The organism is Cognatundibacterium squillarum, assembly GCF_014652435.1.
Classification (GTDB): domain Bacteria; phylum Pseudomonadota; class Gammaproteobacteria; order Burkholderiales; family Burkholderiaceae_D; genus Undibacterium; species Undibacterium squillarum.
The window spans coordinates 139,811-165,556 of the sequence record NZ_BMYU01000005.1; the positions used below are offsets into that span (position 1 = coordinate 139,811).

The 25,746-nt window shown below is 52.0% G+C and carries 22 protein-coding genes; 17 read left to right on the top strand and 5 right to left on the bottom strand.

The features are described from left to right. Nucleotides 1-15 precede the first annotated feature (15 nt). The gene (locus IE092_RS11635; RefSeq protein WP_189357349.1) at nucleotides 16-1,338 is read left to right on the top strand and encodes a mechanosensitive ion channel family protein; all 1,323 of its coding nucleotides are present in this window, start codon (nucleotides 16-18) and stop codon (nucleotides 1,336-1,338) included. Between the two features lie 129 nt (nucleotides 1,339-1,467). Beyond that, nucleotides 1,468-2,661 (top strand): DesA family fatty acid desaturase, encoded by a 1,194-nt coding sequence (locus tag IE092_RS11640; protein WP_189357350.1) that lies wholly within the window; start codon nucleotides 1,468-1,470, stop codon nucleotides 2,659-2,661. 582 nt (nucleotides 2,662-3,243) lie between these two features. Here the strand turns inward: IE092_RS11640 and rpmG are convergent. From rpmG to radC, 3 genes are all read right to left on the bottom strand, one after another. After that, entirely contained in the window at nucleotides 3,244-3,411 is a 168-nt protein-coding gene (gene rpmG / locus IE092_RS11645; RefSeq protein WP_189357351.1) for a 50S ribosomal protein L33, read from the bottom strand. A 25-nt stretch (nucleotides 3,412-3,436) separates the two neighbouring features. Continuing rightward, nucleotides 3,437-3,673, bottom strand: coding sequence for a 50S ribosomal protein L28 (gene rpmB, locus IE092_RS11650; protein ID WP_189357352.1), 237 nt, complete (start codon nucleotides 3,671-3,673; stop codon nucleotides 3,437-3,439). 123 nt (nucleotides 3,674-3,796) lie between these two features. Beyond that, the gene (radC, locus tag IE092_RS11655) at nucleotides 3,797-4,471 is read right to left on the bottom strand and encodes a RadC family protein (RefSeq protein WP_189357353.1); all 675 of its coding nucleotides are present in this window, start codon (nucleotides 4,469-4,471) and stop codon (nucleotides 3,797-3,799) included. A 99-nt stretch (nucleotides 4,472-4,570) separates the two neighbouring features. Here radC and IE092_RS11660 point away from each other — a divergent pair, with 99 nt between their 5' ends. The 6 genes from IE092_RS11660 (at nucleotide 4,571) to IE092_RS11685 (ending at nucleotide 10,086) form a co-directional block, all read left to right on the top strand. Then, nucleotides 4,571-5,026, top strand: a complete 456-nt coding sequence (locus IE092_RS11660; RefSeq protein ID WP_189357354.1) for an FKBP-type peptidyl-prolyl cis-trans isomerase — start codon at nucleotides 4,571-4,573, stop codon at nucleotides 5,024-5,026. Nucleotides 5,027-5,031: 5 nt separating this feature from the next. Further along, a complete protein-coding gene (ispH, locus tag IE092_RS11665) occupies nucleotides 5,032-5,976 on the top strand; it encodes a 4-hydroxy-3-methylbut-2-enyl diphosphate reductase (protein WP_189357355.1) in 945 nt (314 codons plus the stop codon). A gap of 481 nt (nucleotides 5,977-6,457) precedes the next feature. Continuing rightward, a complete protein-coding gene (locus tag IE092_RS11670) occupies nucleotides 6,458-7,387 on the top strand; it encodes a branched-chain amino acid ABC transporter permease (protein WP_189357356.1) in 930 nt (309 codons plus the stop codon). Nucleotides 7,388-7,398: 11 nt separating this feature from the next. After that, the gene (locus IE092_RS11675; protein ID WP_189357357.1) at nucleotides 7,399-8,580 is read left to right on the top strand and encodes an ABC transporter permease subunit; all 1,182 of its coding nucleotides are present in this window, start codon (nucleotides 7,399-7,401) and stop codon (nucleotides 8,578-8,580) included. 10 nt (nucleotides 8,581-8,590) lie between these two features. Next, nucleotides 8,591-9,361: an ABC transporter ATP-binding protein gene (locus IE092_RS11680; protein WP_189357358.1), complete on the top strand. Its 771-nt coding sequence runs from the start codon at nucleotides 8,591-8,593 to the stop codon at nucleotides 9,359-9,361. After that, complete coding sequence (locus tag IE092_RS11685) at nucleotides 9,361-10,086, top strand: ABC transporter ATP-binding protein (RefSeq protein ID WP_189357359.1); 726 nt, start codon at nucleotides 9,361-9,363, stop codon at nucleotides 10,084-10,086. The genes IE092_RS11680 and IE092_RS11685 overlap by 1 nt, the downstream gene beginning before the upstream one ends. A gap of 102 nt (nucleotides 10,087-10,188) precedes the next feature. On the opposite strand, the gene phaP is transcribed toward IE092_RS11685, so the two are convergent. Continuing rightward, a complete protein-coding gene (phaP, locus tag IE092_RS11690) occupies nucleotides 10,189-10,746 on the bottom strand; it encodes a TIGR01841 family phasin (RefSeq protein WP_189357360.1) in 558 nt (185 codons plus the stop codon). 265 nt (nucleotides 10,747-11,011) lie between these two features. On the opposite strand from phaP, the gene IE092_RS11695 reads away from it, so the two are divergent. Continuing rightward, nucleotides 11,012-11,707, top strand: a complete 696-nt coding sequence (locus IE092_RS11695; protein ID WP_189357361.1) for a nitroreductase — start codon at nucleotides 11,012-11,014, stop codon at nucleotides 11,705-11,707. Between the two features lie 144 nt (nucleotides 11,708-11,851). Then, complete coding sequence (gene pbpG, locus IE092_RS11700) at nucleotides 11,852-12,865, top strand: D-alanyl-D-alanine endopeptidase (RefSeq protein ID WP_189357362.1); 1,014 nt, start codon at nucleotides 11,852-11,854, stop codon at nucleotides 12,863-12,865. 365 nt (nucleotides 12,866-13,230) lie between these two features. On the opposite strand, the gene glnE is transcribed toward pbpG, so the two are convergent. Beyond that, nucleotides 13,231-15,981 (bottom strand): bifunctional [glutamate--ammonia ligase]-adenylyl-L-tyrosine phosphorylase/[glutamate--ammonia-ligase] adenylyltransferase, encoded by a 2,751-nt coding sequence (glnE, locus tag IE092_RS11705; protein WP_189357363.1) that lies wholly within the window; start codon nucleotides 15,979-15,981, stop codon nucleotides 13,231-13,233. Between the two features lie 222 nt (nucleotides 15,982-16,203). On the opposite strand from glnE, the gene IE092_RS11710 reads away from it, so the two are divergent. The 7 genes from IE092_RS11710 to bcsQ (IE092_RS11740) all read left to right on the top strand — a co-directional run bounded on the left by IE092_RS11710 (nucleotide 16,204) and on the right by bcsQ (IE092_RS11740) (nucleotide 25,714). Beyond that, nucleotides 16,204-20,352 carry a YhdP family protein gene (locus IE092_RS11710; RefSeq protein WP_189357364.1) on the top strand — a complete coding sequence of 1,383 codons (4,149 nt, stop codon included), beginning with the start codon at nucleotides 16,204-16,206 and terminating at the stop codon, nucleotides 20,350-20,352. Nucleotides 20,353-20,362: 10 nt separating this feature from the next. Next, complete coding sequence (locus tag IE092_RS11715) at nucleotides 20,363-21,160, top strand: carbon-nitrogen hydrolase family protein (protein ID WP_189357365.1); 798 nt, start codon at nucleotides 20,363-20,365, stop codon at nucleotides 21,158-21,160. Nucleotides 21,161-21,256: 96 nt separating this feature from the next. Continuing rightward, a complete protein-coding gene (gene tldD, locus IE092_RS11720) occupies nucleotides 21,257-22,708 on the top strand; it encodes a metalloprotease TldD (protein WP_189357366.1) in 1,452 nt (483 codons plus the stop codon). A 21-nt stretch (nucleotides 22,709-22,729) separates the two neighbouring features. Beyond that, nucleotides 22,730-23,482, top strand: coding sequence for a cellulose biosynthesis protein BcsQ (gene bcsQ, locus IE092_RS11725; protein ID WP_189357367.1), 753 nt, complete (start codon nucleotides 22,730-22,732; stop codon nucleotides 23,480-23,482). A 355-nt stretch (nucleotides 23,483-23,837) separates the two neighbouring features. Next, nucleotides 23,838-24,326: a cellulose biosynthesis protein BcsD gene (gene bcsD / locus IE092_RS11730; protein WP_189357368.1), complete on the top strand. Its 489-nt coding sequence runs from the start codon at nucleotides 23,838-23,840 to the stop codon at nucleotides 24,324-24,326. 21 nt (nucleotides 24,327-24,347) lie between these two features. Next, entirely contained in the window at nucleotides 24,348-24,953 is a 606-nt protein-coding gene (gene bcsP / locus IE092_RS11735) for a cellulose biosynthesis protein BcsP (RefSeq protein ID WP_189357369.1), read from the top strand. Beyond that, complete coding sequence (gene bcsQ, locus IE092_RS11740; RefSeq protein ID WP_189357370.1) at nucleotides 24,950-25,714, top strand: cellulose biosynthesis protein BcsQ; 765 nt, start codon at nucleotides 24,950-24,952, stop codon at nucleotides 25,712-25,714. The genes bcsP and bcsQ (IE092_RS11740) overlap by 4 nt, the downstream gene beginning before the upstream one ends. The last annotated feature ends 32 nt before the right edge of the window (nucleotides 25,715-25,746 follow it).

Consider the following 25,746-nt stretch of genomic DNA (forward strand, 5'->3'; position numbering starts at 1 on the left):
TTCAGGAATTCGAAAATGGGAACACCTTTGCTGACGAATTTATTATCGGATCTCGCGGATGATTTTCGCGAGCCGCAGTTTTTATGGCAGGTCGGTACGGTACTGATCTGTTTTCTGATGGCATGGCTCTTGTCGCGTGCTGTGCGCAGTATGTTCCATCAGCCTGAGCCCGGCTCCGGCATGATCGCAGAAATCGGTGCAGGCAGCTTCAGCCGGGTCCTGATGCCGCTGACCACTTTGCTGTTGCTGCTCGGTGCCAAAGCCATACTGGGGCGCTGGCAGCATGTGCATTTGCTGAGTTTGCTGGTGCCGGTAATCGGCTCGCTGGCGCTGATACGCTTTGCGTTTTACGTATTGCGTAAAACTTTTGTGAAAGAAGGACGGGTCGGGAATTTTCTGGCGACTTTTGAAAAACTGTTCGCCGGTCTGGTCTGGATTGGTGTGGTACTGCACTTCACTGGTTTATGGCCGGATTTGCTGGCGGCACTGGAAGATGTTGTATTGCCGGTCGGGAAAAATAAAATCTCGCTGCTGGCAATACTGCAAGCCTGCATTTCCGTGGTGCTGACGCTGATTGTGGCTTTGTGGGCGAGTGCTGCGCTGGAAGCCAAGCTGATGGCATTGCCGACCGCGCATACCTCGTTCAAGGTAGTGATGTCGCGGGTCAGCAAGGCTTTGCTGATCGTGCTGGCAGTGCTTGCCAGCCTGACCATGGTCGGTATCGACCTGACGGTGTTGTCGGTATTCGGTGGTGCGCTGGGTGTGGGGCTGGGGTTTGGCTTGCAGAAAATCGCCAGTAACTATGTATCCGGCTTCATTATTTTGCTGGACCGCAGTATGTCGATCGGCGACATGATTTCGGTGGATAAATTCAACGGCAAAGTCACGCAGATCAATACCCGGTATACCGTGTTGCAGGGATTGGACGGCGCAGAATCGGTCATCCCGAACGAAATGCTGGTCTCCACACCAGTGCAGAATTTCTCACTGACGAATACCAGTGTGGCGATGTGGACGGATTTTTCTGTAGGCTACGATACCGATCTGGATGCTTTATTGCCGGTGCTGGCACAGGCTGCACTGACCGTGGAACGCGTGTGCAAAGATCCGGCACCGGGTGCGCATTTAATGCGTTTCGGTGCTGACGGACTGGAATTGCGTGTCAGCTTCTGGATTGCCGATCCGCAAAACGGTAAAACCGGCGTGTTATCCGATGTGAACCGTGCGCTGTGGGCGGTGATGAAAGAGCGTGGTATTGAATTACCATTTCCGCAGCGAGTTGTTCATATTGCAGCGGAAACGTCCTTAAAAAGCGACCAAAATCTTGTTAAATCTTGATTTGCCTTTGGTGAGTTTCCTCTAAACAGCGTAAAATGTTTTTTATCCGGTCAAAACAGACCGGCATGCGGCTGCTCTTTCTGTACTGAGAGCAGCCATTTATTTTGTAGGGCAATAACTTTTTGTACCATGATCGAGACAATTATTGATTTTCTGTCAAATGGTCTGACCCGTGCGAGTGGCTGGCAGGTTTTCCTGTTCACCATGGTAGTGACGCATATCACTATCGCCAGTGTGACCATTTTTCTGCACCGCTGCCAGGCACACCGTGCGCTGGAACTGCACGCGATTCCAAGTCATTTCTTCCGCTTCTGGCTGTGGATGACAACCGGCCAGGTCACCAAAGAATGGGCCGCGGTTCACCGTAAGCACCATGCAAAATGCGAGACCGAAGAAGATCCGCACAGCCCGCAAACACGTGGCATTAAAAAAGTGCTGTTTGAAGGTGTTGAACTGTACCGTGAAGAAGCACGTAATCAGGAAACCCTGAAAAAATTTGGCCACGGCACACCGGATGACTGGATGGAGCGCAATGTGTACAGCCGCTATACAGCATTGGGTATCGTGCTGATGCTGTTGATCGACGTTGCACTGTTCGGCGTTCTGGGTCTGACTGTCTGGGCTGTGCAGATGGCCTGGATTCCAGTAACTGCTGCCGGCATCATCAACGGTATCGGCCACTACTGGGGTTACCGTAACTTCGATTGCGAAGATGCTTCGACCAATATCTTCCCTTGGGGCATTCTGATCGGTGGCGAAGAGCTGCACAACAATCACCATACGTTCGGTACTTCTGCCAAGCTGTCTTCCAAATGGTATGAGTTCGATATCGGCTGGATGTACATCCGTATTCTGGAAACCTGCGGTATGGCAACGGTGAAAAAAGTCGCGCCGGAACCGAAATTCGTTTCTCAGAAAAATGCAGTTGATCTGGAAACGCTGCAATCCGTCGTGGCAAACCGTTACGAAGTAATGGCGAAATACACCAAAACCCTGCGTAAAGCCTGGGCTGTGGAAGTCGCATCCCTGCGTGAAAAAGCACAGATCGAAGCGAATCGCCTGAAATCTGCGAAACAATTGCTGCAGGTTGAGCCAAGCAAACTGCTGGCGAGCCAGAAACAGCAGTTGCAGGAAGTGCTGCAGCACAGTGCTGTTCTGAAAACCATGCACGAAATGCGTGAAGAGCTGGCCCAGATCTGGGAACGCTCTACCAACAGCCGTGAGCAACTGGTACAGCAATTGCAGGACTGGTGTGCCCGTGCCGAAGCATCAGGCATTCAGACACTGCAAGAGTTCTCTCTGCGTCTGCGTACCTACGCCTGATCCCGTTGATTGCCTGCGCAGTGTGCAGGCCTCAACTGCGTCAATAAAAAGCGCCGTTTCTGTCACAGGAAACGGCGTTTTTTTTATGGCTTTCGTTTGTCGCAGTGCTCAGTATGTGCGGGCAGTCTGCGTCACTTCAGTACTTGTATCGCAATGAGCCGCGTCCACACGCCCGCAGGCAATGATTTCGGCCTGAAAATGCCTCAAATGCGGAGTTTTGCACAGCGATCGCGCTGTCGTCGGCAGAAAGTCCGGGCTTCCGGAAATGGCAGATGACGATCTTTGCACAGCGTGAGTCACCGGCAGAAAAGGGCGTGCTGATCAGATAACGCATGGCGTAATGCAGTGGAGGGGCAGTCGGACTGTCGTGACAGCAATGAGGCTCTGCTTGAGGAGTTCGTTGTTCTCAGTAAGGCCGGTTCAGACGATTGCTAAAATACGAAAGCCAATCCCGGTCAGCAAGCGGTAACTGAAGCGGCAATATAAGAAAGCAAGCAGGAGAGTATGCAAGAGAGTAAAAGAGTGCAGGACAATAAAAAAGCCTGATCAGAGATCAGGCTTTTTTTGTGAAACCAAAACCGATTATTTGATTTTTGTTTCTTTGTACAGCACGTGCTTACGTGCTTTAGGATCAAACTTCATGATCTCCATTTTTTCAGGCATTGTGCGCTTGTTTTTGGAGGTTGTGTAGAAGTGACCGGTGCCGGCTGTCGATTCCAGCTTGATTTTGTCGCGACCTGTTTTTGCCATGATATTTTCCTAACAAAAGTTATGCTTACACTTTTTCGCCACGGGCACGCAGGTCAGCCAGAACAGCTTCGATACCGACTTTATCGATAACGCGCAGACCAGCATTAGACAAACGCAGAGAAACCCAGCGGTTTTCAGATTCTACGAAGAAGCGACGATTTTGCAGGTTAGGCAAGAAACGACGTTTGGTTTTGTTGTTAGCGTGGGAAACGTTATTGCCAACCATTGGCCCTTTCCCAGTTACTTGGCAAACACGTGCCATGATGAGCTCCTTGATTCCGAATTTTGGAAAAACAGGATTGTACGTAAAAAACGTAAATTTATCAATGACTTGTGAAATAAAATTGTTAAATGTGATTTTCGATAAATTTAACAATTTAAATTTTCACAGTAAACCCCGCTCTGCAAAAGAGAAAATCCCTGCTCTGGCAACAATAAAATGGTCCAGCACCCGTACCTCCAGCAACTGCAAAGCCTGTTGTAATTGCGCAGTCAGTTGCTTATCGGCGGCGCTGGGATCGCAGTTTCCGGATGGATGGTTGTGCGCCACAATCACGGAAGCCGCATGGTGATGCAAAGCCCGTACCGCCACTTCGCGCGGATAGACGCTGGCCTGCGTCAGCGTGCCGCGAAACATTTCTTCGGTTGTGATCAGCTTGTTCTGTACGTCCAGAAACAGTACGCAGAAACATTCATAAGGCCGGTTGGCAAACAGCAGGTGCAGATAGTCTTTGACCGCCTGCGGATTGGAGAGACTGACTTTTTCTTCCAGTTCTTCACGAATGGCGCGCTTGGATAACTCCAGCACCGCCTGTAACTGCGCGAATTTCGCCTGCCCAAGTCCGTGAATGCGGCAGAACTCGGACAGTGGCGCTGCAAACATGCCGGATAAAGAACCGAATTCTTTGAGTAAATCACGTGCCAGATCGACCGCACTTTTTCCGGTAACTCCGGTACGTAAAAAAACCGCCAGCAATTCTGCATCGGATAAATGGCTTGCGCCCAGCCGGATCAGGCGTTCGCGCGGGCGGTCATCCTGTGGCCAGTCCAGAATCGTCATCTTACCCTCCTGTCATATCAAGACTTCCGTGTTTTCGCGGTGCGTTGCTGCAAGCTGGCTTACAATATGCGCTTATTTGAAAACGCCGGAATATTTACTATGAGTGAAAGCACCCCATTGCGCGTACAGAGCGATTCGTATCTGACTTTGCATTACCGTCTGGCTACGCTGGATGGTGAAAATATTATCAGTACTTTTGATGAAAATCCGGCAACTTTACAATTGGGAACAGGACAACTTGCGCCTGAACTGGAAAATGCCCTGATCGGTCTGGAAGACGGATCGCACACCAGCCAGGAATTGCCGCCGGAAAAAGCCTTCGGCCCGCGCAATCCGGATCTGATTCAGCGCGTTTCAGCGCAAACCCTGAAAGAAAACTCCGCGTTCGGCGAACAATACGTGATTGGTGATCTGGTTGAATTTTCTGCACCGTCAGGTGGTCGTTTCGCCGGTATTCTGCGTGCGATGGATGACAACGGTTATTTGTTTGACTTTAATCATCCGCTGGCCGGTCAGACCGTGATTTTTGAAACCCGCATTATCGGTATTCTGTAAATAAAATGGATAAAGAGATTCTGTTAGCTCAGCCGCGCGGTTTTTGCGCCGGCGTTGACCGTGCCATTGAAATCGTAGAACGTGCGCTGAAACAATTCGGCGCACCGATTTATGTACGTCATGAAATCGTGCATAACGCATTTGTGGTGAATGACCTGCGCGAGAAGGGCGCAGTGTTTATCGAAAAACTGGAAGATGTGCCGGCCGGTGAAACCCTGATTTTCTCTGCGCACGGTGTGTCGCAGGCGGTACGTCGTGAAGCGGAAGCGCGCGGTGTAACGGTGTTTGACGCGACCTGTCCGCTGGTGACCAAAGTCCATATCGAAGTCGCCAAAATGCGCAAGGAAGAGCGTGAAATTATCATGATCGGCCATGCCGGTCACCCGGAAGTGGAAGGGACGATGGGGCAGGTGGATGACGGTATTCATCTGGTGGAAACCGTTGAAGACGTTGCGCGTCTGCAGGTAGCTGATCCAGAAAAGCTGGCCTATGTATCGCAAACAACCTTATCAGTCGACGATACCGCTGACATTATTGCTGCACTGAAGGCACGCTTCCCTGCGATTTCTGAACCGAAAAAAGGCGATATCTGCTACGCCACCACCAATCGTCAGCAAGCCGTGAAATTTATGGCGCCGCAAGTGGAGGTGGTGATTGTTGTCGGCAGTCCTAACAGCTCTAATTCCAACCGCTTGCGCGAAGTGGCAGAAAAAGTCGGTGCCAAAGCGTATATGGTCGATCATGCTTCGCAGATTCAGCCGGTCTGGCTGGAAGGTGTTGCCCGCGTCGGTCTGACCGCTGGTGCATCCGCACCGGAAGTGCTGGTGAAGGAAGTGATTGAGCGTCTGCGCGAGCTTGGCGCGAAGTCGGTTCGTCCGCTGGAAGGTGTTGAAGAGAATGTCACATTCCCGCTGCCGAAAGGATTAACCGGTCAGCCAGTTGTTGGTTAAAAGGAAATTGACAAGTATCTGAACAAAGTTCTCTTTAAGGCGATTATTCGATATTTTGTTTTGCAAAACCGTGCTTAAGATGTGCTCCTGCCAAAAAACAGGCGCCATCCCGCACCCCGTAAGGTGTATGCTGGTCTTGTGATTTTGTGGAAAATACTTAGGATAAGGTGGTTTTTATACCACGGCATCCTGAAAATGGCTGGGTATAATCCGGCCACCAACCCCGGACTATCCACCGGTCAAAATATTAGAAGAGCTTTTACCAAAAGTTGCAGAGGAGAGGTTTGTTATGTGTATCACACGCAGTATTTTCACTCCCGATATGATGACCCGCGACTTCAGATAGTTAGCGGAAGCTGAACGGCACCGTTTTTTACGGATGCCGTTTTTTGTTATCTGAAGTCCTGAACGTCAGGCAGCGCTGATCACAGCAACCCCTGACTTAACAGAAACACTGATTCATTCATTGAGAGAGAAGTATATGGATACCTTTATCCAACAGTTAATTAACGGTCTGGTCACAGGCTCGATGTATGCGCTGGTCGCACTCGGATACACCATGGTGTACGGGGTGCTGAACCTGATTAACTTTGCGCACGGTGACGTGCTGATGGTCGGCGCGATGGCCGGTATCAGTATTCTGAAACTGCTGCTGGTCTACGCGCCTGGTCTGCCGGGCATCGTGATGCTGATCATCGCGATTCTGGGGGCGATCCCGATTTGCATGATCGTAAATATTCTGATCGAACGTATTGCTTACCGCCGCTTGCGTAATGCGCCGCGTCTGGCACCGCTGATCACCGCGATCGGTGTGTCGATTCTGGTGCAAACGCTGGCGATGATGATCTGGGGCCGCAGCCCGATTCCTTTCCCTTCCGTGATGCCGACCATGCCGGTGTTTATCGGTAATGCAGTGATTTCTCAGACGCAGATTCTGTTGCTGATTCTGGCCGTGATTTCCATGGTTGGTCTGGTACTGCTGGTTGAAAAAACCAAAATGGGTCGTGCGATGCGTGCCACAGCGGAAAATCCGCGTGTGGCAGGCCTGATGGGCGTGAACTCAAACAGCGTGATTGTTGCAACCTTCGGTATCGGTGCTGCGCTGGCTGCGGTTGCCGGTGTGATGTGGGCGGCTAACTATTCTTCCGCACAGTTTGCAATGGGTTTCGTGCCTGGTCTGAAAGCTTTCTCTGCAGCGGTGCTGGGTGGTATCGGCAATATTTACGGTGCGATGCTCGGCGGTATTCTGCTCGGTATTATCGAAGCGCTGGGTGCCGGTTATATCGGCGATCTGACCGGTGGTGTGCTGGGTAGTCACTATCAGGATATCTTCGCGTTCGTTGTACTGATTATCGTCCTGACCTTGCGTCCATCCGGCATTATGGGTGAACGCGTTGCTGACCGTGCCTGAGGAGTTGAAGAATGTCTTCTGTATTTGATACGAAAGCCAATCCGGCCAAGGCGTATACCAGTCTCGGTCTGCTGGCAGTGGTTTTGATTGCGTTCCCGTTTATTTCCGCGAATTTCGGTAATTCCTGGGTACGTATTGTGGATATGGCGCTGCTGTACATCATGCTGGCGCTGGGTCTGAATATCGTGGTTGGTTTCGCGGGCTTGCTGGATCTGGGTTATATCGCGTTTTATGCGGTGGGTGCTTATCTGGCGGGTATCTTTATGTCGCCGCAGTTTGCAACCATTCTTGAGTCTTTCGTCGAAAACTATCCGGTGTTCGGTGCAACACTGGTGGAGTGGTTCGGGCCTGAAATTGCCACGAAAGGTATTCACTTATCCGTCTGGATCATTATCCCGATCGCCGCGATTCTGGCTGGTGCATGCGGTGCCTTGCTTGGTGCCCCAACGCTGAAACTGCGTGGCGACTATCTGGCTATTGTGACGCTGGGTTTCGGTGAAATCATCCGTATTTTCATGAACAACATGAATGCGCCGATCAACTTCACCAACGGCCCGCAAGGGATCAACATGATTGATCCGGTCAAAATCGGCGGTGTTTCTCTGGCAGGTGAAGCGGGTGTCGTTGATGTATTCGGTTACCAGATGCCGTCCGTCAATGCGTATTACTTCCTGTTCCTGGCATTGTGCGTGCTGATCGTGGTGGTATCCCTGCGCTTGCAGAATTCCCGTCTGGGTCGTGCATGGGTTGCAATCCGTGAAGATGAAATTGCAGCGAAAGCCATGGGTATCAATACCCGTAACGTGAAGCTGCTGGCATTCTCGATGGGCGCATCTTTCGGCGGTGTTTCCGGTGCGATGTTCGGTACCTTCCAGGGCTTCGTTTCCCCTGAATCGTTCTCGCTGATGGAATCGATCGTGATTCTGGCGATGGTGGTGCTGGGTGGTATTGGTCATATTCCGGGTGTGATTCTCGGTGCGGTACTCCTTGCTGCATTGCCTGAAGTACTGCGTCACATTGTCGAACCTGTACAAATGACGCTGTTTGGCAAAGTGCTGATCGAAGCTGAAGTGTTACGTCAGTTGCTGTACGGCCTGACCATGGTTCTGGTGATGCTGAATCGTCCGGCGGGTTTGTGGCCAGCACCAAAACACGAAGATAAAGTTCCGGCAACATCGGATGCTGCAGCGTAAGGAAGCGAACATGACTCAAACCATTCTGAAAATTCAGGGCGCCAACAAGCGTTTCGGTGGCCTGCAGGCATTGTCGAATGTCGGCATTGAAATTAAACAAGGTCAGATTTACGGACTGATTGGTCCTAACGGTGCCGGTAAAACCACGTTCTTTAATGTGATTACCGGTTTGTATCAGCCTGATACCGGTACGTTTGAACTGGATGGCAAACCGTATTCTCCGTCTGCACCGCATGATGTGGCCCGTGCCGGTATTGCACGTACTTTCCAGAACATCCGTTTGTTCGGTGAAATGACTGCGCTGGAAAATGTGATGGTAGGACGCCATGTGCGTACCCATCAGGGCGTGTTCGGTGCGATTTTCCATCATGCCGCAGCTCGCAAAGAAGAAGCGGAAACCCGTGCACGTGCACAGGAATTGCTGGACTTCGTCGGTATCGGTCAGTTCGCAGACCGTACTTCTAAGTATCTGTCTTACGGTGATCAGCGTCGTCTGGAAATCGCCCGCGCGCTGGCGACCGATCCAAAGCTGCTGGCGCTGGACGAGCCTGCCGCAGGGATGAATGCGACAGAAAAACTGGGCCTGCGTGAATTGCTGGTCAAAATTAAAGCACAGGGAAAAACAATTCTCCTGATTGAGCACGACGTGAAACTGATGATGGGTCTGTGTGACCGTATCACGGTGCTGGACTACGGTAAGCCAATTGCAGAAGGGGTTCCGGCAGAAATTCAGAGTAACCCGGCGGTGATTGAAGCCTACCTGGGCGGAGGAGGACACTAATGAAAGAAAATGTACTGAAAGTCAGCCAGCTGAAGGTGGCATATGGTGGTATCAAAGCGGTAAAAGGCATTGATCTGGAAGTTAACCGTGGCGAACTGGTCACCCTGATCGGCGCTAACGGTGCTGGTAAAACAACGACCCTGAAAGCGATTACCGGCACGCTGCCAAGCTGCAAAACCGAAGGTGAAATTTTTTATCTTGGCAAACAGATTCGCGGCAGCCAGTCATTCCAGCTGGTATCTCAGCGTCTGGCGATGGTGCCGGAGGGCCGTGGCGTATTCACACGCATGACGATTCATGAAAATCTGCTCATGGGGGCATTCACCCGTGATGACAAAGCCGGTATCGAAGCGGATGTAGAAAAATGGTACGGCATTTTCCCACGCCTGAAAGAACGTTCTGCTCAGCTGGCCGGTACGTTGTCCGGTGGTGAGCAGCAAATGCTGGCCATGGCACGTGCGCTGATGAGCCATCCTGAATTGCTGTTGCTGGACGAGCCATCCATGGGTCTGTCCCCGATTATGGTGGAAAAGATCTTTGAAGTGATTCGTAATGTGTCGGCTGAAGGCGTCACGATTCTGCTGGTGGAGCAAAATGCGAAACTGTCTTTGCAGGCAGCGCACCGTGGCTATGTGATGGAATCCGGCATCATCACCATGAATGGTGATGCGAAAGACATGCTGAATGATCCGAAAGTGCAGGCAGCGTATCTGGGTGAAGGCTGATCTGATTCCCGCGATGTAAATCAGCCGGGCAAATAATAAAAACCCGGTCAGTGAGAACTGACCGGGTTTTTGCTTTGTTCAAGCTTGTCCTGCGTGATTGCTTCAGGACTTTTTCAGATTGCTGGCAGCCTTAACAGCTTTTTCCACCTGTGCACCGGCCTGATTCAGATTCGCCTCGAAATTTTCGGCCAGATTGCGGGTCAGTTTCTGGATATTTTCCAGTTGTGCAGACGCCTGATTGCTGCCGGAGCGCATCAGAGCGATCCATGGCTCGCTACCCTGAGGCAGGTTTTTGCTCAGCACTTCAAACAATGCCAGCGACTTTTCCAGTGTGTCCTGCGCTTGCTGATTGGTGATTTTTGTGAGTTCAGACTGACTTGCCGATGCAATCGCTGTCAGTTGTTTGCTGTAGTTCAGCCAGATGTCTGCATCCGCTTGCTGGCTGATTGCCTGCCAGAAGGCTTGCGGATCAGCCGCATGCAGTACTTCACGCGTACGGCGGGCTTGCTCATCCATGCTGTGGCGGAAGGTGTTCAGTTGCAGATCCAGCAGTCTTGCTGATTGTTCCAGCGACTGGTTGCCGGTGGCGCGCAGCAGATTCAGTTGCGCATCAATGCTGGCTTTGCTGGCGGTGGAAAGTGGTTCTGGTACAGAAAACATGGAACGACTCCTTTGGATTGGGTGAAGCCGGAAAGAGCAGGCAGAAATTGACAGTACGCAACCAGTCCGGCAACGGGGGAGCGGACTGTACTGTGACTGGCCTGTGGCAGTGTCAGTCAGACAATTCTATGCACAACTTATGACAAAGCGATGAAAAAAACATCAAATTGTTGCTTTCCGGCAGGGCATTTCTCTTACAATCTGAACCTTCACTTTTCTGCCAGGATCGTGTTTCCGGCAGTTTTTCTGTTTTGTAAGGAGTGCTATGGATACGAAAGAGATGCAGCAGGCCATTGATCATGTGATTCGTTCCCGTCGTTCTGTACGTGCATTTAAATCTGACGCGGTACCGCAGGAAACGCTGGAACACTTGCTGACGCTGGCAGCGCGGGCACCCTCCGGTACCAATACCCAGCCGTGGAAAGTCTATGTACTGCAGGGACAGGCAAAAGAGCGTTTGTCTCAGCGCATACTGGACGCGCACAATCAGCCAGACCCGGCCAATCCGCATGCAGAGGAATATCACTACTATCCGCAGCAATGGGTGAGCCCTTATGTAGACCGCCGTCGTAAAGTGGGTTGGGATTTGTATCAGTTGCTTGGTCTGACGCGGGATAACAAAGCCGGCATGCATGCGCAGCACGGCCGCAATTATCAGTTCTTTGATGCACCGGTCGGTCTGATTTTCACCATCGACCGCATCATGGAGCAGGGCTCCTGGCTCGATTACGGGATGTTTTTGCAAACGCTGATGCTGGCAGCACGTGGTTTTGGTCTGGATACTTGTCCGCAGGCAGCGTTTACTCAGTATCACCGTATCATTGCAGAAGAACTGGCTTTGCCGGAGCAGGAAATGGTGGTTTGCGGTATGTCGCTGGGTTATGCCGATCCGGACAAGATCGAAAATACGCTGGAAACCGAGCGCATGGCGTTGTCTGAATTTGTCCGGTTTGTTGTCTGATCATCAGTCTTATCCGTTTACTTCAAATCTCTGCGCTAAGTGCTTCATTCTCTTGCGAAATTGCATTGATTTGTTACACTTCAGGGAAATATTTTTTCATCGCTTTTTAGGGAGTTGCTGGTAGTGAAGTATGTACGCAAAGCAATGACAATCAGCCTTGCTGTGTTATTTCCGGCTTTCCTGATGACGGCGAACCCTGCTTTTGCCAAGCATCATGAAAGCAAAAAGCCCGCTGCACAAAAAAAACGGGTGGTGATTACCAACAACCCGGCACGTGTATCTGCGGGTAAGAAAGCAGTCGCAGGCAAGGTTAAAGCCAGAGCCGGTAAACACCGCGTGGCACTGGCAGATGCCACACCGGCAAAACCGACGGTGGGCGACAGCATTGGCCTGAAACATAATGATCCGCTGGCGCTGCAGTCCAATGTCGCGTTTGTGGTCGATCAGGCCAGTTCCAAAGTTCTGTTTGAGAAAAATCCGGATGTATCGCTGCCGATTGCATCCATTACCAAACTGATGACCAGTCTGGTGGTGGTGGAAGCGCATCAGGATATGAACGAGGTACTGGAAATTACTGACGAAGATATTGATCACGAAAAAGGCACGGGTTCCCGCCTGAAGATCGGTGCACGTCTGAGCCGTTCTGATTTGCTGCATATCGCGCTGATGAGTTCGGAAAACCGTGCCGCTTCCGCGCTGGGCCGTCATTATCCGGGTGGTCTGCCGGCATTTGTGAATGCAATGAATGCCAAGGCAAAACAACTGGGTATGACCGATACGCATTACGTGGATTCCAGCGGTTTATCCAGTCAGAACCGCGCCAGTGCGCGTGATCTGGTCAAACTGGTCAATGCTGCTTACAAGCACCCTGTGATTCGTGATTATTCGACCGATTCCAAATATGTGGTCAATCCGGGCGGCCGTCCGCTGGAATACGGAACATCAAACCGCTTAGTCGCGAACCCGACATGGGAAATTGGTTTGCAGAAAACCGGTTACATTGCAGAAGCAGGCCGTTGTCTGGTCATGCAGGCCATGATCAAAGGCCGTGCCGTGGTCATGGTGTTCCTCGATTCTAAAGGCAAGTATTCGCGTCTGGCGGATGCGGGTCGTGTCAGAAAATGGCTGGAAACCAATCAGGAACAAAAAGTATCCTGAGGATCGCCGGTTCCGCTGAACCGGCAAAACCGTGAATCCGGAAAACCGCTGCATCACCGCAGCGGTTTTTTTTCGTCTTGTTTTTTGCTTTTCACTTCTTTTTTAACCGGAACGGAGCAGGGTGATGCTGTCAGCGCATGGCGTATTCGCGCTGACAAGACGGTCGTGGTGCAGCGCGCATAAACCCGTAATCCGCTGCGTAACGAGTTCTTAGTTGTGCAGATATCCGCATTTGTCATTTTCGGAGAGCCGGACTTTCTGCCGACGACCGCCAGATCGCTGTGCAGAACTGCGCAAAATGCCTGTTTTCGGGCTGTTTTTCCGGTGTGACAGGCGCCGGACGGTGCCCGCCGTCCCGTTCCTTCTCAGACGACAGCCTGATCGCCACCGAACAGCGTTTGCCATAAACCACTCGCGGCTTCCGCTTCTGCTGCGATCAGTTCCGGCGCAACCCGCGCCCGTTCGGTACCCTGCAAGCGTATGCGATGCTGCAACTTGCGCATACTGCGATACGCACTGGCGCAGGCTGCTGCCTGATCAGCAGGGATCAGACCGGCTTCACCGGCAAAACGCAGCAGTGCAATATTGCCGGTATTGCGGCGCAGGGCAGGAACGCTGGCCGCGTAACGCAGGACCAGATACTGCACCATAAATTCCACATCAATCATGCCGCCGGCATCATGTTTCAGATCGAATACGCCTTCATGCGGCGGGTTCGCATCGCGCATACGCTGGCGCATATTCAGCACTTCCTGACGCAAATGGTGTTCATCGCGCGGCGCGATCAACACCTGTTCGCGGATGGCTTCAAAACGCGCACCGATCTCGCTGTCACCGGCACAAAATCGCGCACGGGTCAGTGCCTGATGTTCCCACAGCCATGCAGATTGCTGCTGATACCGCTCGAACGAGGCGACCGAGGACACCAGCAAACCGCTCGCACCGTCAGGACGCAGCGCCACATCAATATCGAACAGAATGCCGGATGGTGTATGACTGGTCATCCATGTGATAAACCGTTGCGCCAGTTTGGCATAGTTACCCGGCGCTTCCTGATCATCGTCGTCGTACAGAAAAATTACATCCAGGTCCGAGGCGTAACTGAGTTCCTTGCCGCCCAGCTTGCCGTAGGCAATCACGGCAAAACGCGGCACATCCCGATGGCGCGTGGCAATCGTCTGCCACGCCGCCTGTATCGTTGCTTCAACCAGAATATCGGCCAGTAAGGAAAGCTCGTCGGCCAGTTGTTCGACGGTCCACTGGCCTTCCAGATCCTGCGTCAGTAAGCGGAATTGCAAAGCGTGATGCAGTTCGCGCAGCACTTCGAGTTGTCGTTCCACATCGCCCGGATGCTGTTGCAGAGCCGTTTGCAGCTCAGTGCGGAATTGCGGCCAGTCGGGACGCTGGCGCAGCACCCGCTCATCGAGTAATTCATCCAGCAGTAAGGGATGGCGGGTCAGGAATTTTGCAGCCCATTCGCTGGCATCCATGATGCGCACCAATCTGTCCAGTGTGTGCGGAAACTCTGTCAGCAGCGAAAGATACGCACTGCGCCGTGCAATTGCTTCCATGAAATCCAGCAAACGGTTCCAGCACGGCACCTGCTGGCGCGCATGGCTGACCGTCAGCTGTATCGCACCGGACACCAGTTGCAGCAGCTTCTGCTGACTGCTTTCACTGATGGTCTGCAGGCGTGGCGAACTCCAGGTGGCGCGCAGACGGCGGGCTGTTTCGCTGGCATCCTGCATCCCTGCCTGCTCCATCACAGCAACCAGTGCTTCTTCCTCTGCGCCAGCCTGCAATGCGCTGCTGAGCGCGGCTAAGCGTGCTTCCGCCGTATCGCAGCCACTGTCTTTTTCGCCGAAAATCGTATCGAACTGATGGGCGACAAAATCGCGGTGCGCCTGTAACGCCTGCAGCAGCGTGCCGACATCGTCATAGCCCATCATCCGCGCTACCCGCAGTTTATCTTCGTCTGCAACCGGAAAGGTATGGGTCTGCGCATCATCGAGATATTGCAGGCGGTGTTCCAGATTACGTAAAAAGCAGTAAGAGTCCAGCAGCCGGGTTACGGTGTCGTCATTGAAAATGCCGCGCTCAGCCAGTGCGCGTAAGGTGTTGCGGGTGGAGCGGTCGCGCAGACCGGCATCGCGGCCGCCACGGATAATCTGAAATACCTGCGCCAGAAATTCCACTTCACGGATACCGCCGCGGCCGAGCTTAATGTTCAGATTCCGTTCCGGATGACGGGTTTCCTGACGCAGCACTTCGGCACGGATTTGCGCATGCATGGAGCGCAGCGAATCAATCGCCCCGAAGTCCAGATAACGTCGGTAAACAAAGGGCCTGACGATACTTTCCAGTTGACGGATATCACTTTCTTTTCCGGTCATGGCTCGGGCTTTGACCCAGGCATAACGTTCCCATTCACGCCCCTGTATCAGAAAATATTCTTCCACCATGCCGAAGCTCGCGACCAGCGGGCCGGACTGACCATTCGGGCGCAATGCCATATCGACGCGGAAACTGTAGCCGTCTGCCGTGATTTCAGAAATTGCACCGATCAGCCGGCGGCCAAGACGGGTGAAAAATTCGTGATTGGAAATCGACTTCTGGCTACTTTCCGTTGTCCGTGTATCGCCGTCTTCGGGGTAGCAGAAAATCAGATCAATGTCAGATGACACATTCAGTTCGTAGCCACCCAGTTTGCCCATGCCAAGCACAATCATTTGCTGTTCTTCACCGCTGTCGTCACCCACAGGTACACCATACAGCGCCTGCAATTCTGCGCTGATATCGGCGACATGGGTTCGTACCACGAAGTCAGCAAAATGGCTGATCGTGTCCACGACTTCATGCATATCTGCCTGTCCGCGCAGATCACGCTGAATCAGGGTACACAGCACGAGGTTGCGCAAACGTCGCATTGCGCCCGGTAACCCGGTTCCGGCTGACAATTCTTTTTGCAAAAAGTACGCAAAACGCGCATTGGTAAAGGATAATTGCGAAACTTCCTCTAACAGCGCGGCACGCTCCGGCTGTGCCTGCAACCAGCGGGCTAAAAAGCGCGATAAATCTGACGGGGAAGCAGAAGAGAGTTTGTTTGAGTTCGGCATAACGATGACTGGGTTAGCAAGTTGGCCCGGGGCCGGTATTGATCCGGTTTGCAAAGCATTGTCGCAGTGCCGGACAGTTTTGTCTTGATGTGCTTAAACTGCGTGTACTGAAACCGCGGTGATGAACATCAGCGTATCGATTTTTGCGAGGGACATGTTGTTGATCGGGAATTGCGCAGCATCAGAAACCGGCGTTGGTCCGGTCACGGTTGTGTGTCCGGCATGACTGGCGATTCCGCACACGATCCGCATCCGCCGCTGACAGGCTGGCGGCGCAGCTGGCGTTTACTGCGCCTGTTCTGGCATGTCTGCAGCCGCAGTCTGCGCTGGACAGTGCTGTGTATCGTTGGTTTGTATTTCCTGTTTGGCGTGCTGGTACTGGGCTTACGCTATCTGATTCTGCCGCAGGTCAGCGCCTGGAAGCCGGAGGCGGAACAGGCTGTTACTCATGCGCTCGGACGTCAGGTCACCATCGGTGCACTGGATGCGAGCTGGCACGGCTTGCATCCGCGTCTTGAACTTACTGATGTCCGTATTGCAGATCAGCAAGGGCAGACCGCCTTATCCCTTCCACGAATTGATGCCACCTTGTCGTGGTGGAGCATTCCGTTTCTGACACCGCGTTTTGATGCGATTGAGCTGTTGCGGCCCGCATTAAAGATTCACCGGGATACCAAAGGACGCATCCTGATTGCCGGTTTTGTGATTGATCCGGCCGCCAAAGGCGATGGTAAAGAACTGGACTGGGTGTTGTCGCAACACCGGATTGTGATTCGTGAAGGTCAGCTGACCTGGCAGGATGGCCTGCATGATACGCCGCCATTGCAATTACAGAATCTGGTACTGGATCTGCGTAATCAGTGGAACCGTCATCAGTTTGCGCTGCGCGCGGAACCTTCCGGTGCGCTGGCAGCGCCGGTTGATATTCGCGGTAATCTGAAACATAAGCCTTTTGCCGGATCACTGGCGGACCCGGCAACCTGGTCTGGAGAGTTATATGCCGACCTGCGGCAAACTAGTTTGGTACGATTGCAGCATTATCTGCCGCTGGATTTGCAGGTCAGGGAAGGTTACGGCGCTGTCCGCGCGTGGCTGAATTTAGACGACGGGCGGATGGCAGATTTCACCGCAGATGTGCGCCTTGCGAAAGTGCAGGGGCGTTTTGGTCCGCGCTTGCCTGAGCTCGATATGCGGGAGATCAAAGGCCGCATCCGGGTTGGCGAAAAGCAGGCATTCGCGAAGAAGTATCTGCCATCGGTCTTCGGCAAAGCCGGACATCAGATAGAACTGATTGGTTTTTCGATGACTGCGCCGGACGGCAGTGTGCTGCCGCCGACCAGTATCCGTGAAGACTACACCCCCGGCACAGACGGCCAGCCGGAACATGTGCAGCTTTATGCAGAGTCACTGGATCTCGGAACCATCGCAGGTTTCGCCAGCCATTTACCGATTCCTGAGGATCAGCGTCAGATGCTGGCTGATTTTGATCCGCGCGGACAGTTGCGCCGTTTCAGCGCGAGCTGGAGCGGACGTTATCCGGATATCAGCCGTTATCAGGTAAAAGGTGAGTTTCACAAGCTCGCGATGCGACCTCAGCCGGCGCGCGCACCGCGTGCGGCAACACGCGAATTACCAGCCGTGGCAGCTGTGCCTGCCATCCCGGGTTTCACAAATCTGTCGGGTTTTATTGATGCCAGCGAAAAAGGCGGCAGCTTCAGTCTGAATTCGACGGAGCTTTCATTCAATACTTCCGGCTATTTCGTCGATCCTGCACTGAGTTTTGATCGCCTGCAAATGGCAGCCAACTGGCGTTTTATCGCGGATGCAATGCAGTTTCAGGTTGCCAGAATGGAATTGCAACAGGGACCAATGCGTCTGCAACTGTCGGGCAAGCATCAGTTGTCACTGAAAGAGGGCGCGGGGCCGGGACAGATTGAGCTGACCGGTCGTTTGCACGGATTTGATATCAGCAGCATCGACAAGTACATCCCGACTATCACACCGCCGGACTTGCGCCACTGGCTGACGCATTCTTTGCTGGGCGGAACTCTGGATGACACCAGCTTGCGGTTAAAAGGTAACTTGCAGGATTTTCCGTTTGCAGCGAATGATCCGCAGGCCAGCCGCCAGGGTGAGTTTCTCGTCAAAGGGCGGTTGCGGCAGGCGAAGCTGGATTTTTCCGCAGGGGAACTGGCAGACGGCAAACCTTTGTGGCCTCTGATTGAGCAAATCAACGGGCAGATTATTTTTGACCGGGCAAAAATGGAAATTCTCGCGGATACTGCCCGTACACAGGGCGTGGATCTGAAGAAAGTCCGCGCGGTGATTCCGGATCTGATTCATCATCAGGCCGAGTTGCAAATTGACGGGCAGGCGAACGGCCAGTTGCAGCAAATGCTGGGCTACGTTGCAGCCAGTCCGGTACGCGGCTGGCTGTCTCACTTTCTGGATGACAGCAAAGCCAGTGCAGCCGCAGGCCTGCATCTGAAGCTGAATATTCCGCTGAATCATGTGATTGATACCAAAGTGAACGGCCAGTTGCAGTTCATGAATAATGAAGTCAGTTTGCAGCCCGGTATTCCTGTTGTGTCCGGATTGAATGGCAAGCTTGAATTTACCGAAACCGGCGTCAGTCTGGGACCGCTGCGCGGACAAGCACTGGGTGGTGCGGTGGCGATCAGTGGCGGCAGTCTGAAAGACGGCAGTATCCGTGTCCGGCTGGACGGCAGCGCCAGCGCCGACGGGCTGCGCGATTATTTACCGGCATCACAGCGCCATTTGCTGGAAGGCAGGATCAGCGGCAGTAGTCGCTACACGGCTGCGCTGCAGGTACGCAAGCAAACGATGGAGATGAATATTGAATCCAGTTTGCAGGGAATGGCATTGCAATTGCCGGCACCGCTGAACAAAGCGGTGACTGAAACACTGCCGTTACGTATTGATTTAGTGCCGCAAACTGCAGAGGCCGGCATGCTGCGGGATGAATTGCGTATCTCAGCCGGTAATCTGCTGCAGGCGCGTTATCAGCGCCAGCGTAAGAGTGAAGGGGATCAGCCATGGCAAGTCGTGCGCGGAGGCATAGGTATCCAGAGTGCGCCACCGGAACCGGTCAGTGGTGTTGAGATGAAATTGCGGGTTGCAGCGCTGAATATCGATGACTGGCAGCGACTGATGCCATCTTCTGCGACATCACAAAATACGACAGTTGCAGGTGATACAGATCTGAATGTCGGCCGGTATTTTGCAGTTCGTCAGGTCGATCTCAAAACCAGCCATTTGCAATGGATGGGAAAAATTCTGCAAAACGTCAGTGTGCTGCTGCGCCAGCAAGGTAATGACTGGCAGGCCGATTTGCAGTCAGAGCAGATTACCGGGCAATTAAAATGGAGTCCCGGCACACAGCTTGCAGATAATGGTCAGATCAGTGCACATTTCAGTCATTTACGGATTCCTGCTTCTGTTGCTGGCGAAAGCAATACTGAGTCCGTAAATAAAGGAAATGAGCAATTGCCGGGACTGGACATCGTCGCAGAGAATTTTGAGCTGAAAGATAAGAAACTGGGGCGTCTGGAACTGAATGCGCGTAATCAGCGCAGCGGAAAATCAGACGAGTGGATTCTGAATCGCGTATCGCTGAAAAACAGTGACGCTGAGCTGAAAGCCAGCGGAAAATGGCGTAACCGTGGTGGCACCGATAGTCAGACAGAGTTGCAGTATGAACTGAACGTGCAGAATTCCGGGAAATTGCTGGAGCGTCTTGGCTTTGAGCATGTGTTGACCGGTGGCAAGGGCAGTCTGCGCGGCGAGTTACGCTGGAATGGTTTGCCATATGCAATGGACTTTCCGAGTATGTCAGGCAAGGTTGCACTGGAGATGAATGCCGGTCAGTTCCTGAAAGTGGATCCCGGTGCTGCAAAGCTACTTGGTGTGCTCAGCATGCAGTCACTGCCGCGTCGTCTGACACTGGATTTCAGAGATGTATTTTCAGAGGGGTTCGCATTTGATGCGATTCAGGGAGATGCCCTGCTGCAGCATGGTATTGCACGTACCGACAATTTACGGATGCGCGGTGTCAGCGCTTCCGTGCTGATGGCTGGCAGTGCTGACTTACAGCAGGAAACGCAGGATTTACATGTCGCGGTGATTCCGGTCATTAATGCCGGTGCAGCGTCGGTCGTGTACGGACTGGCAGTGAATCCTGTCATCGGTCTGGGTACTTTTCTTGCGCAGTTATTTCTAAAAGATCCGCTGGCCAAAGCCTTTACTTTTGAATACGGTGTCAGTGGCTCGTGGCGTGAACCAACTGTCAAAAAACTCGAACGCAGTGAAGTCAGCGAGCAGGCCGGTACTGCGAAAACAGTCAGGAATTAACGGAGCTTTCATGAAAATCGCTGCTATACAAATGATTTCAGCTATATCGCCAGCGCTGAATTGTCAGACCGCTGAGCGCTTGATCGCACAAGCTGCTGCTGATGGCGCACAGTGTATTGTTCTTCCGGAATACTGGCCACTGATGGGCCGGAAAGATACCGATAAACTGGATATTGCCGAGCAGGAAGGTGATGGCCCGTTGCAGGCATGGATGGCTGATTGCGCGAAGCGTCATGGCATATGGCTGATCGGTGGCACCATTCCTCTGGTTTCATCTGAGCCGGAAAAAGTATTTAACAGCACGCTTGTGTACGGACCGGATGGTGCGGTGCAAGCGCGTTACGATAAGATTCATTTGTTTGGATTTCAGAAGGAGCAGGAATCTTACGAAGAGTCCCGCACGATCACACCCGGAACCAGTCCAGTCACATTCCTGGCAGACGATCTTCGGGTTGGATTATCTATTTGTTATGATTTGCGTTTCCCGGAGTTATACCGGGCAATGGGCAACTGCGATTTATTGCTGGTGCCTGCTGCATTTACTTACACAACAGGACAGGCACACTGGGAAATTTTGCTGCGGACCAGGGCGGTCGAAAACCAGTGTTATGTACTGGCTTGCGGGCAGGGTGGCGTGCATGAAAACGGGCGCAGAACCTGGGGTCACAGCATGCTGATCGATCCCTGGGGAAAAATAATTGATGTATTACCTGAGGGAGAGGGCATTGTCAGTGGTGTCGTTGACCGGGGGCTGATTGCAGAAATCCGTGCAAGTTTGCCTGCATTGCAACACCGTAAGCTGGGCTGAGTCACCAGCCGTCACTGTATGTGCAGGTATTCTGGCTTACAATCTCTGCGAGTGCTTTAAAAGCGATATTTTTACGATTTATTTATCAGGAATACTATGAGTTCAGTGCAAGGTCATCTGGAAACAGCAAGTCAGTTACTGCTTACGCCATTCGGTCTGGATGAACAGCATTTGCAAAAAGTGTTGTCTTCGATGTTCACCCATAAAGTTGATTATGCCGACCTGTATTTTCAGTTCACCCGTAGCGAGGGCTGGAGTCTGGAGGAGGGTATCGTCAAGACCGGCAGTTTCTCAATTGATCAGGGTGTCGGTGTACGCGCGGTTTCGGGCGAAAAGACAGCGTTTGCATACTCTGATGAAATTTCTCTGCAGGCGTTGACCGATGCTGCTGCAGCGACTCGCACAATCGCCCGTCAGGGAAGCGGAAAAATCAAAGTTGCCTCCGGATTACATTTGGCGACTGCACATCAACTGTATCCGGCACAGGATCCGCTGCACTCGCTGGACGCGACAGCCAAAGTCCGTTTGCTGGAGCGGATTGAAAAGATGGCGCGTGCTAAAGATCCGCGCGTTGTGCAGGTGATGGCTTCTTTGTCAGGTGAGTACGACGTGGTCATGGTCGCGCGCAGCGATGGTGTGCTCGCAGCAGATGTCCGTCCGCTGGTGCGTGTTTCGATCACTGTGATTGCAGAACAAAATGGTCGCCGTGAAATTGGTTCTAGTGGTGGCGGTGGTCGTTTTGATTATGCGTATTTTTCCGATACGGTGCTGGATCATTACGCCAGTGAAGCAGTGCGTTCTGCACTGGTGAATCTCGATGCGAGACCGGCACCTGCCGGACCAATGACGGTTGTACTCGGTCCGGGTTGGCCGGGCGTATTACTGCACGAAGCTGTTGGGCATGGATTAGAAGGTGACTTTAACCGCAAAGGTTCCAGTACCTATTCCGGACGAATCGGTGAACGGGTTGCTGCACCGGGCGTAACAGTCGTTGATGACGGAACGCTGGAAAACCGTCGCGGCTCACTGAACATGGATGATGAGGGAAATCCGACGCAGCATAATGTACTGATCGAGGACGGTATTCTTACGGGTTACATGCAGGATATGATGAATGCCCGGCTGATGAAGATGGCAGTAACCGGTAATGCCCGCCGCGAATCATTCGCGCACTTGCCAATGCCGCGTATGACTAACACGTATATGCTGGCTGGCGATAAGGATCCGAACGAAATTCTTGCGTCGGTGAAAGACGGTATTTACGCCGTGAACTTCGGTGGTGGTCAGGTTGATATCACAAACGGGAAATTTGTTTTTTCTGCCAGTGAGGCTTATCTTATTGAAGGCGGCAAAATTACCCATCCGGTCAAAGGAGCGACTCTGATCGGAAACGGTCCGGAGGTAATGAATAATATTTCCATGATCGGAAATGACTTGCAGCTGGATTCTGGTGTAGGAATTTGCGGAAAAGAGGGGCAAAGTCTTCCGGTCGGAGTCGGTCAACCGACATTGCGTATCGAAGGGTTGACAGTGGGCGGAACTGCATAAGCACGGACATAAGGGAAAATTATGCGTGTAATAGCTGTTGCCTCTGCAAAAGGCGGCGTTGGTAAAACGACAATATCTGCAAATCTTGCGGCTGCCATTGCGCAAACAGGACGTCCTGTCCTTGCAGTTGATCTTGATCCGCAAAATGCAATGCAGTGGCATTTTGGTGGCGCACAAACGGACGTTGTAAGGGGACTATCTGCGCTGACTGACGGCAGAGTCAGTTTTGCTCGCCTGGTTAGTAATAACGGTGCTGGTATTCACTTCATTCCTTTTGGTATTACTGGTGAACTCAAACGTCAGAAGTTCGAAAATTTGTTGTTACAAGAAGAGAACTGGCTACGCTCGCGTCTGGAATCTTATATCCAGAATCCCGAAACAGTTGTGATTCTGGATACTCCTCCGGGTCCGTCGGCATATTTGCATCAGGCGATTCATGCTGCAGATTTTGTGCTGGCGGTGGTTTTAGCAGATGCCGCTAGCTACGTTACCTTGCCGGAAATCGAAGAGCTAATTCAGGCTTACGGAGGTTTGTCACGAAGACCTGATTCGGCATATGTTGTAAATCAGGCCGGAGGGCGTCAGCTGTCGCAGGATGTGGTTCAGATGTATGCATCACAACTCGGTGACAGACTGATTCCGTTTTACGTGCCTGAATCGTCTGCAGTTGAAGAGTCTCTTGCGTTTGAGCAGACTGCGATCAACTATGCACCGGAAAATCCCGCCACAATTGTTATGATGCAAATCAGGGATTGGTTGCTCGCCCGAATTTGAGACAAATTGATGTGAGGCTGCATTTTTTTTCACATGGTAAATTGTTAAATTCTCCTCCTTGTTCTAAAGTTACAATCAGTCGGGTCGTTATCCGGTGCATGATAATTGTATTAAGCTAAGTTCCTTCGAACTTGACTTCATTTTCTGTTTTTTGAAGCTTTTGTTTCTCTGCGGAAATTTTCAGTGTTTCAATTGTAAAAACGTTATTCTTTTTATGGATTGTTAACATTTGATCAGCCTGGCTTGCTAGACTGGTTAAGTATGCAGGTGTTACATTTGTAACTGGATGTGTATACATTTCAGACGACTTCCCGGAGACACTTCTCCGGGTGCGAAAAGCGGAAGGTAAGATCTTATGTCTCAGCAACGTAATCGTTACATTGAAAATCTGCAGGTTTCTCGCCAGTGGCAGTTTTTTCTCAAGGCATTTGCGCAGGAGTTCTCCCAAAAAGGTGATGTGCGGGAATTACGATTGCTGATGCACCGGCTGGGCCGGCGGATGGCTACGATGGTCAGCGTAACCGATGGCAGTAGTTTACAGGCTTTAGAAGACGCAATGAACAGGGTCTGGACAGATATGAACTGGGGATGTGTGGAGTTGTCTGAGCAAGCTGACGCTTTACTAGTTTTGCATCAGTTCGCGCCTTTACGTCTGGCTTTCGGACCGGAGGCTTCTGTTTGGACGCCTGCTTTGCTCGAGGGTATATACGCGCAATGGTTTGAAGCACTTGGTATGGACAGTTCTTTGCGTCTCACGCAGCGTGGCAATGAAGATGAGGATTGCTTACTGGTCTTTGAGTTGAAAAGAGTTGTCGATGAGTTTGCCTTTATAGGTAAACGTTAATTCGCATTGACGGTGAAAGTGATGACAGTCATGGATAACGATGTCAAAAACCTGTTTCAGAGAGCAGGAAAGACCGTTGCTGGTTACCAGGAAATTAATCGTCAGCAGGAAAACGAAGAGGCCAGACAGCGCTGGCCGTTGTTGAGGGATATTCGTCTGGAAGTGACACCTGATCAGTTGCCACCGGATGATCAGGTTGAAACGAATAAATTACCTTTGTTCGATGGTATGGCAATGGCCGAGTCGTCACTTGCTCCGGAAGAAGCGAATCTGCCTGAGAAAGACGTGGTGCTTTCAGACAAAATTCAGGCTGCAACGGATGATCATCCGAAACTTGCACTTCCTGCACAAGCGTTCGAACGCGGGGGCAGCGTAACAGAATTGGTTTTTGCTCAACAAAAAAATGCCCGGGCAAACACGAGTGACCCGGATCGTTTATTCAGCGCAATACTTGGTAAATCTGACCAGGCGACAGAACGAGATAGCTCCGGTGACTCAGACGTAAGCGGCGAACTAAGTAAGGAAATGCCAGTTAGCGACCTGTTTCGCAGATTGTCGCAGGGCTCACCAAAACCTCAGGCTCAGACTCCTGCACCTTCATTCTTCCGGAAGATATTTGGTTCATGAGAATCGTTGCAGTCATTTCTCCGAAAGGAGGCGTGGGAAAAACAACGGTTACAGCCAATTTGGCGGCTGAACTGACAAAGTCAGGGGAGCACGTGCTGGCGCTGGATCTGGATCCGCAAAATGCGTTGCGCTTGCACCTAGGAATGCGGCACGCTGATTCAGCGGGAATTGCGAGATTGCAAAAAGGGCAGTCTTGGCAAGACGCTTTGCAAAGCAGCGCGTTTGGTATGAGTTACCTACCGTATGGTACGGTTGATGAAGAACATCGTGAGGTACTTGAAGAGCAAATACGTTCAGATGCAGGCTGGCTGGCGCAGGGACTGGGTACACTAGACCTTAATGAGGCATCAATTGTTTTACTGGATACTCCACCGGGGCCGAGTTTATATATGCAGCAAGTGCTAAACGTTGCACACATTGTGCTTGTCGTTTTGAAGCCGGATGCTGCATCGTATTCTACTGTGCCGCAAATGGAGTCGCTGATTAGCTATTACACGGAACGACGTAAAGACTTTCTCGGATATTGTGTAGTACTGAATCAGATGGATGCCACCAAGCAGTTGGCACGGGATATTTTCAGTATTTTACGATCCCGGCTGAAGGATAGATTTATTCCGACAGGCATACACCGGGATGAGTCAGTGTGTGAAGCACTCGCGTATCAACAGCCGGTGACAGAATATGCGCGGCATTCCAGCGCAGCGCACGACGTCAGTCAGCTCGCAGCGTGGTTGCAAAAGACCTATGGATTGATAGACTAATGCGGTCAATACTTAACTCCCGCTACCTTTAT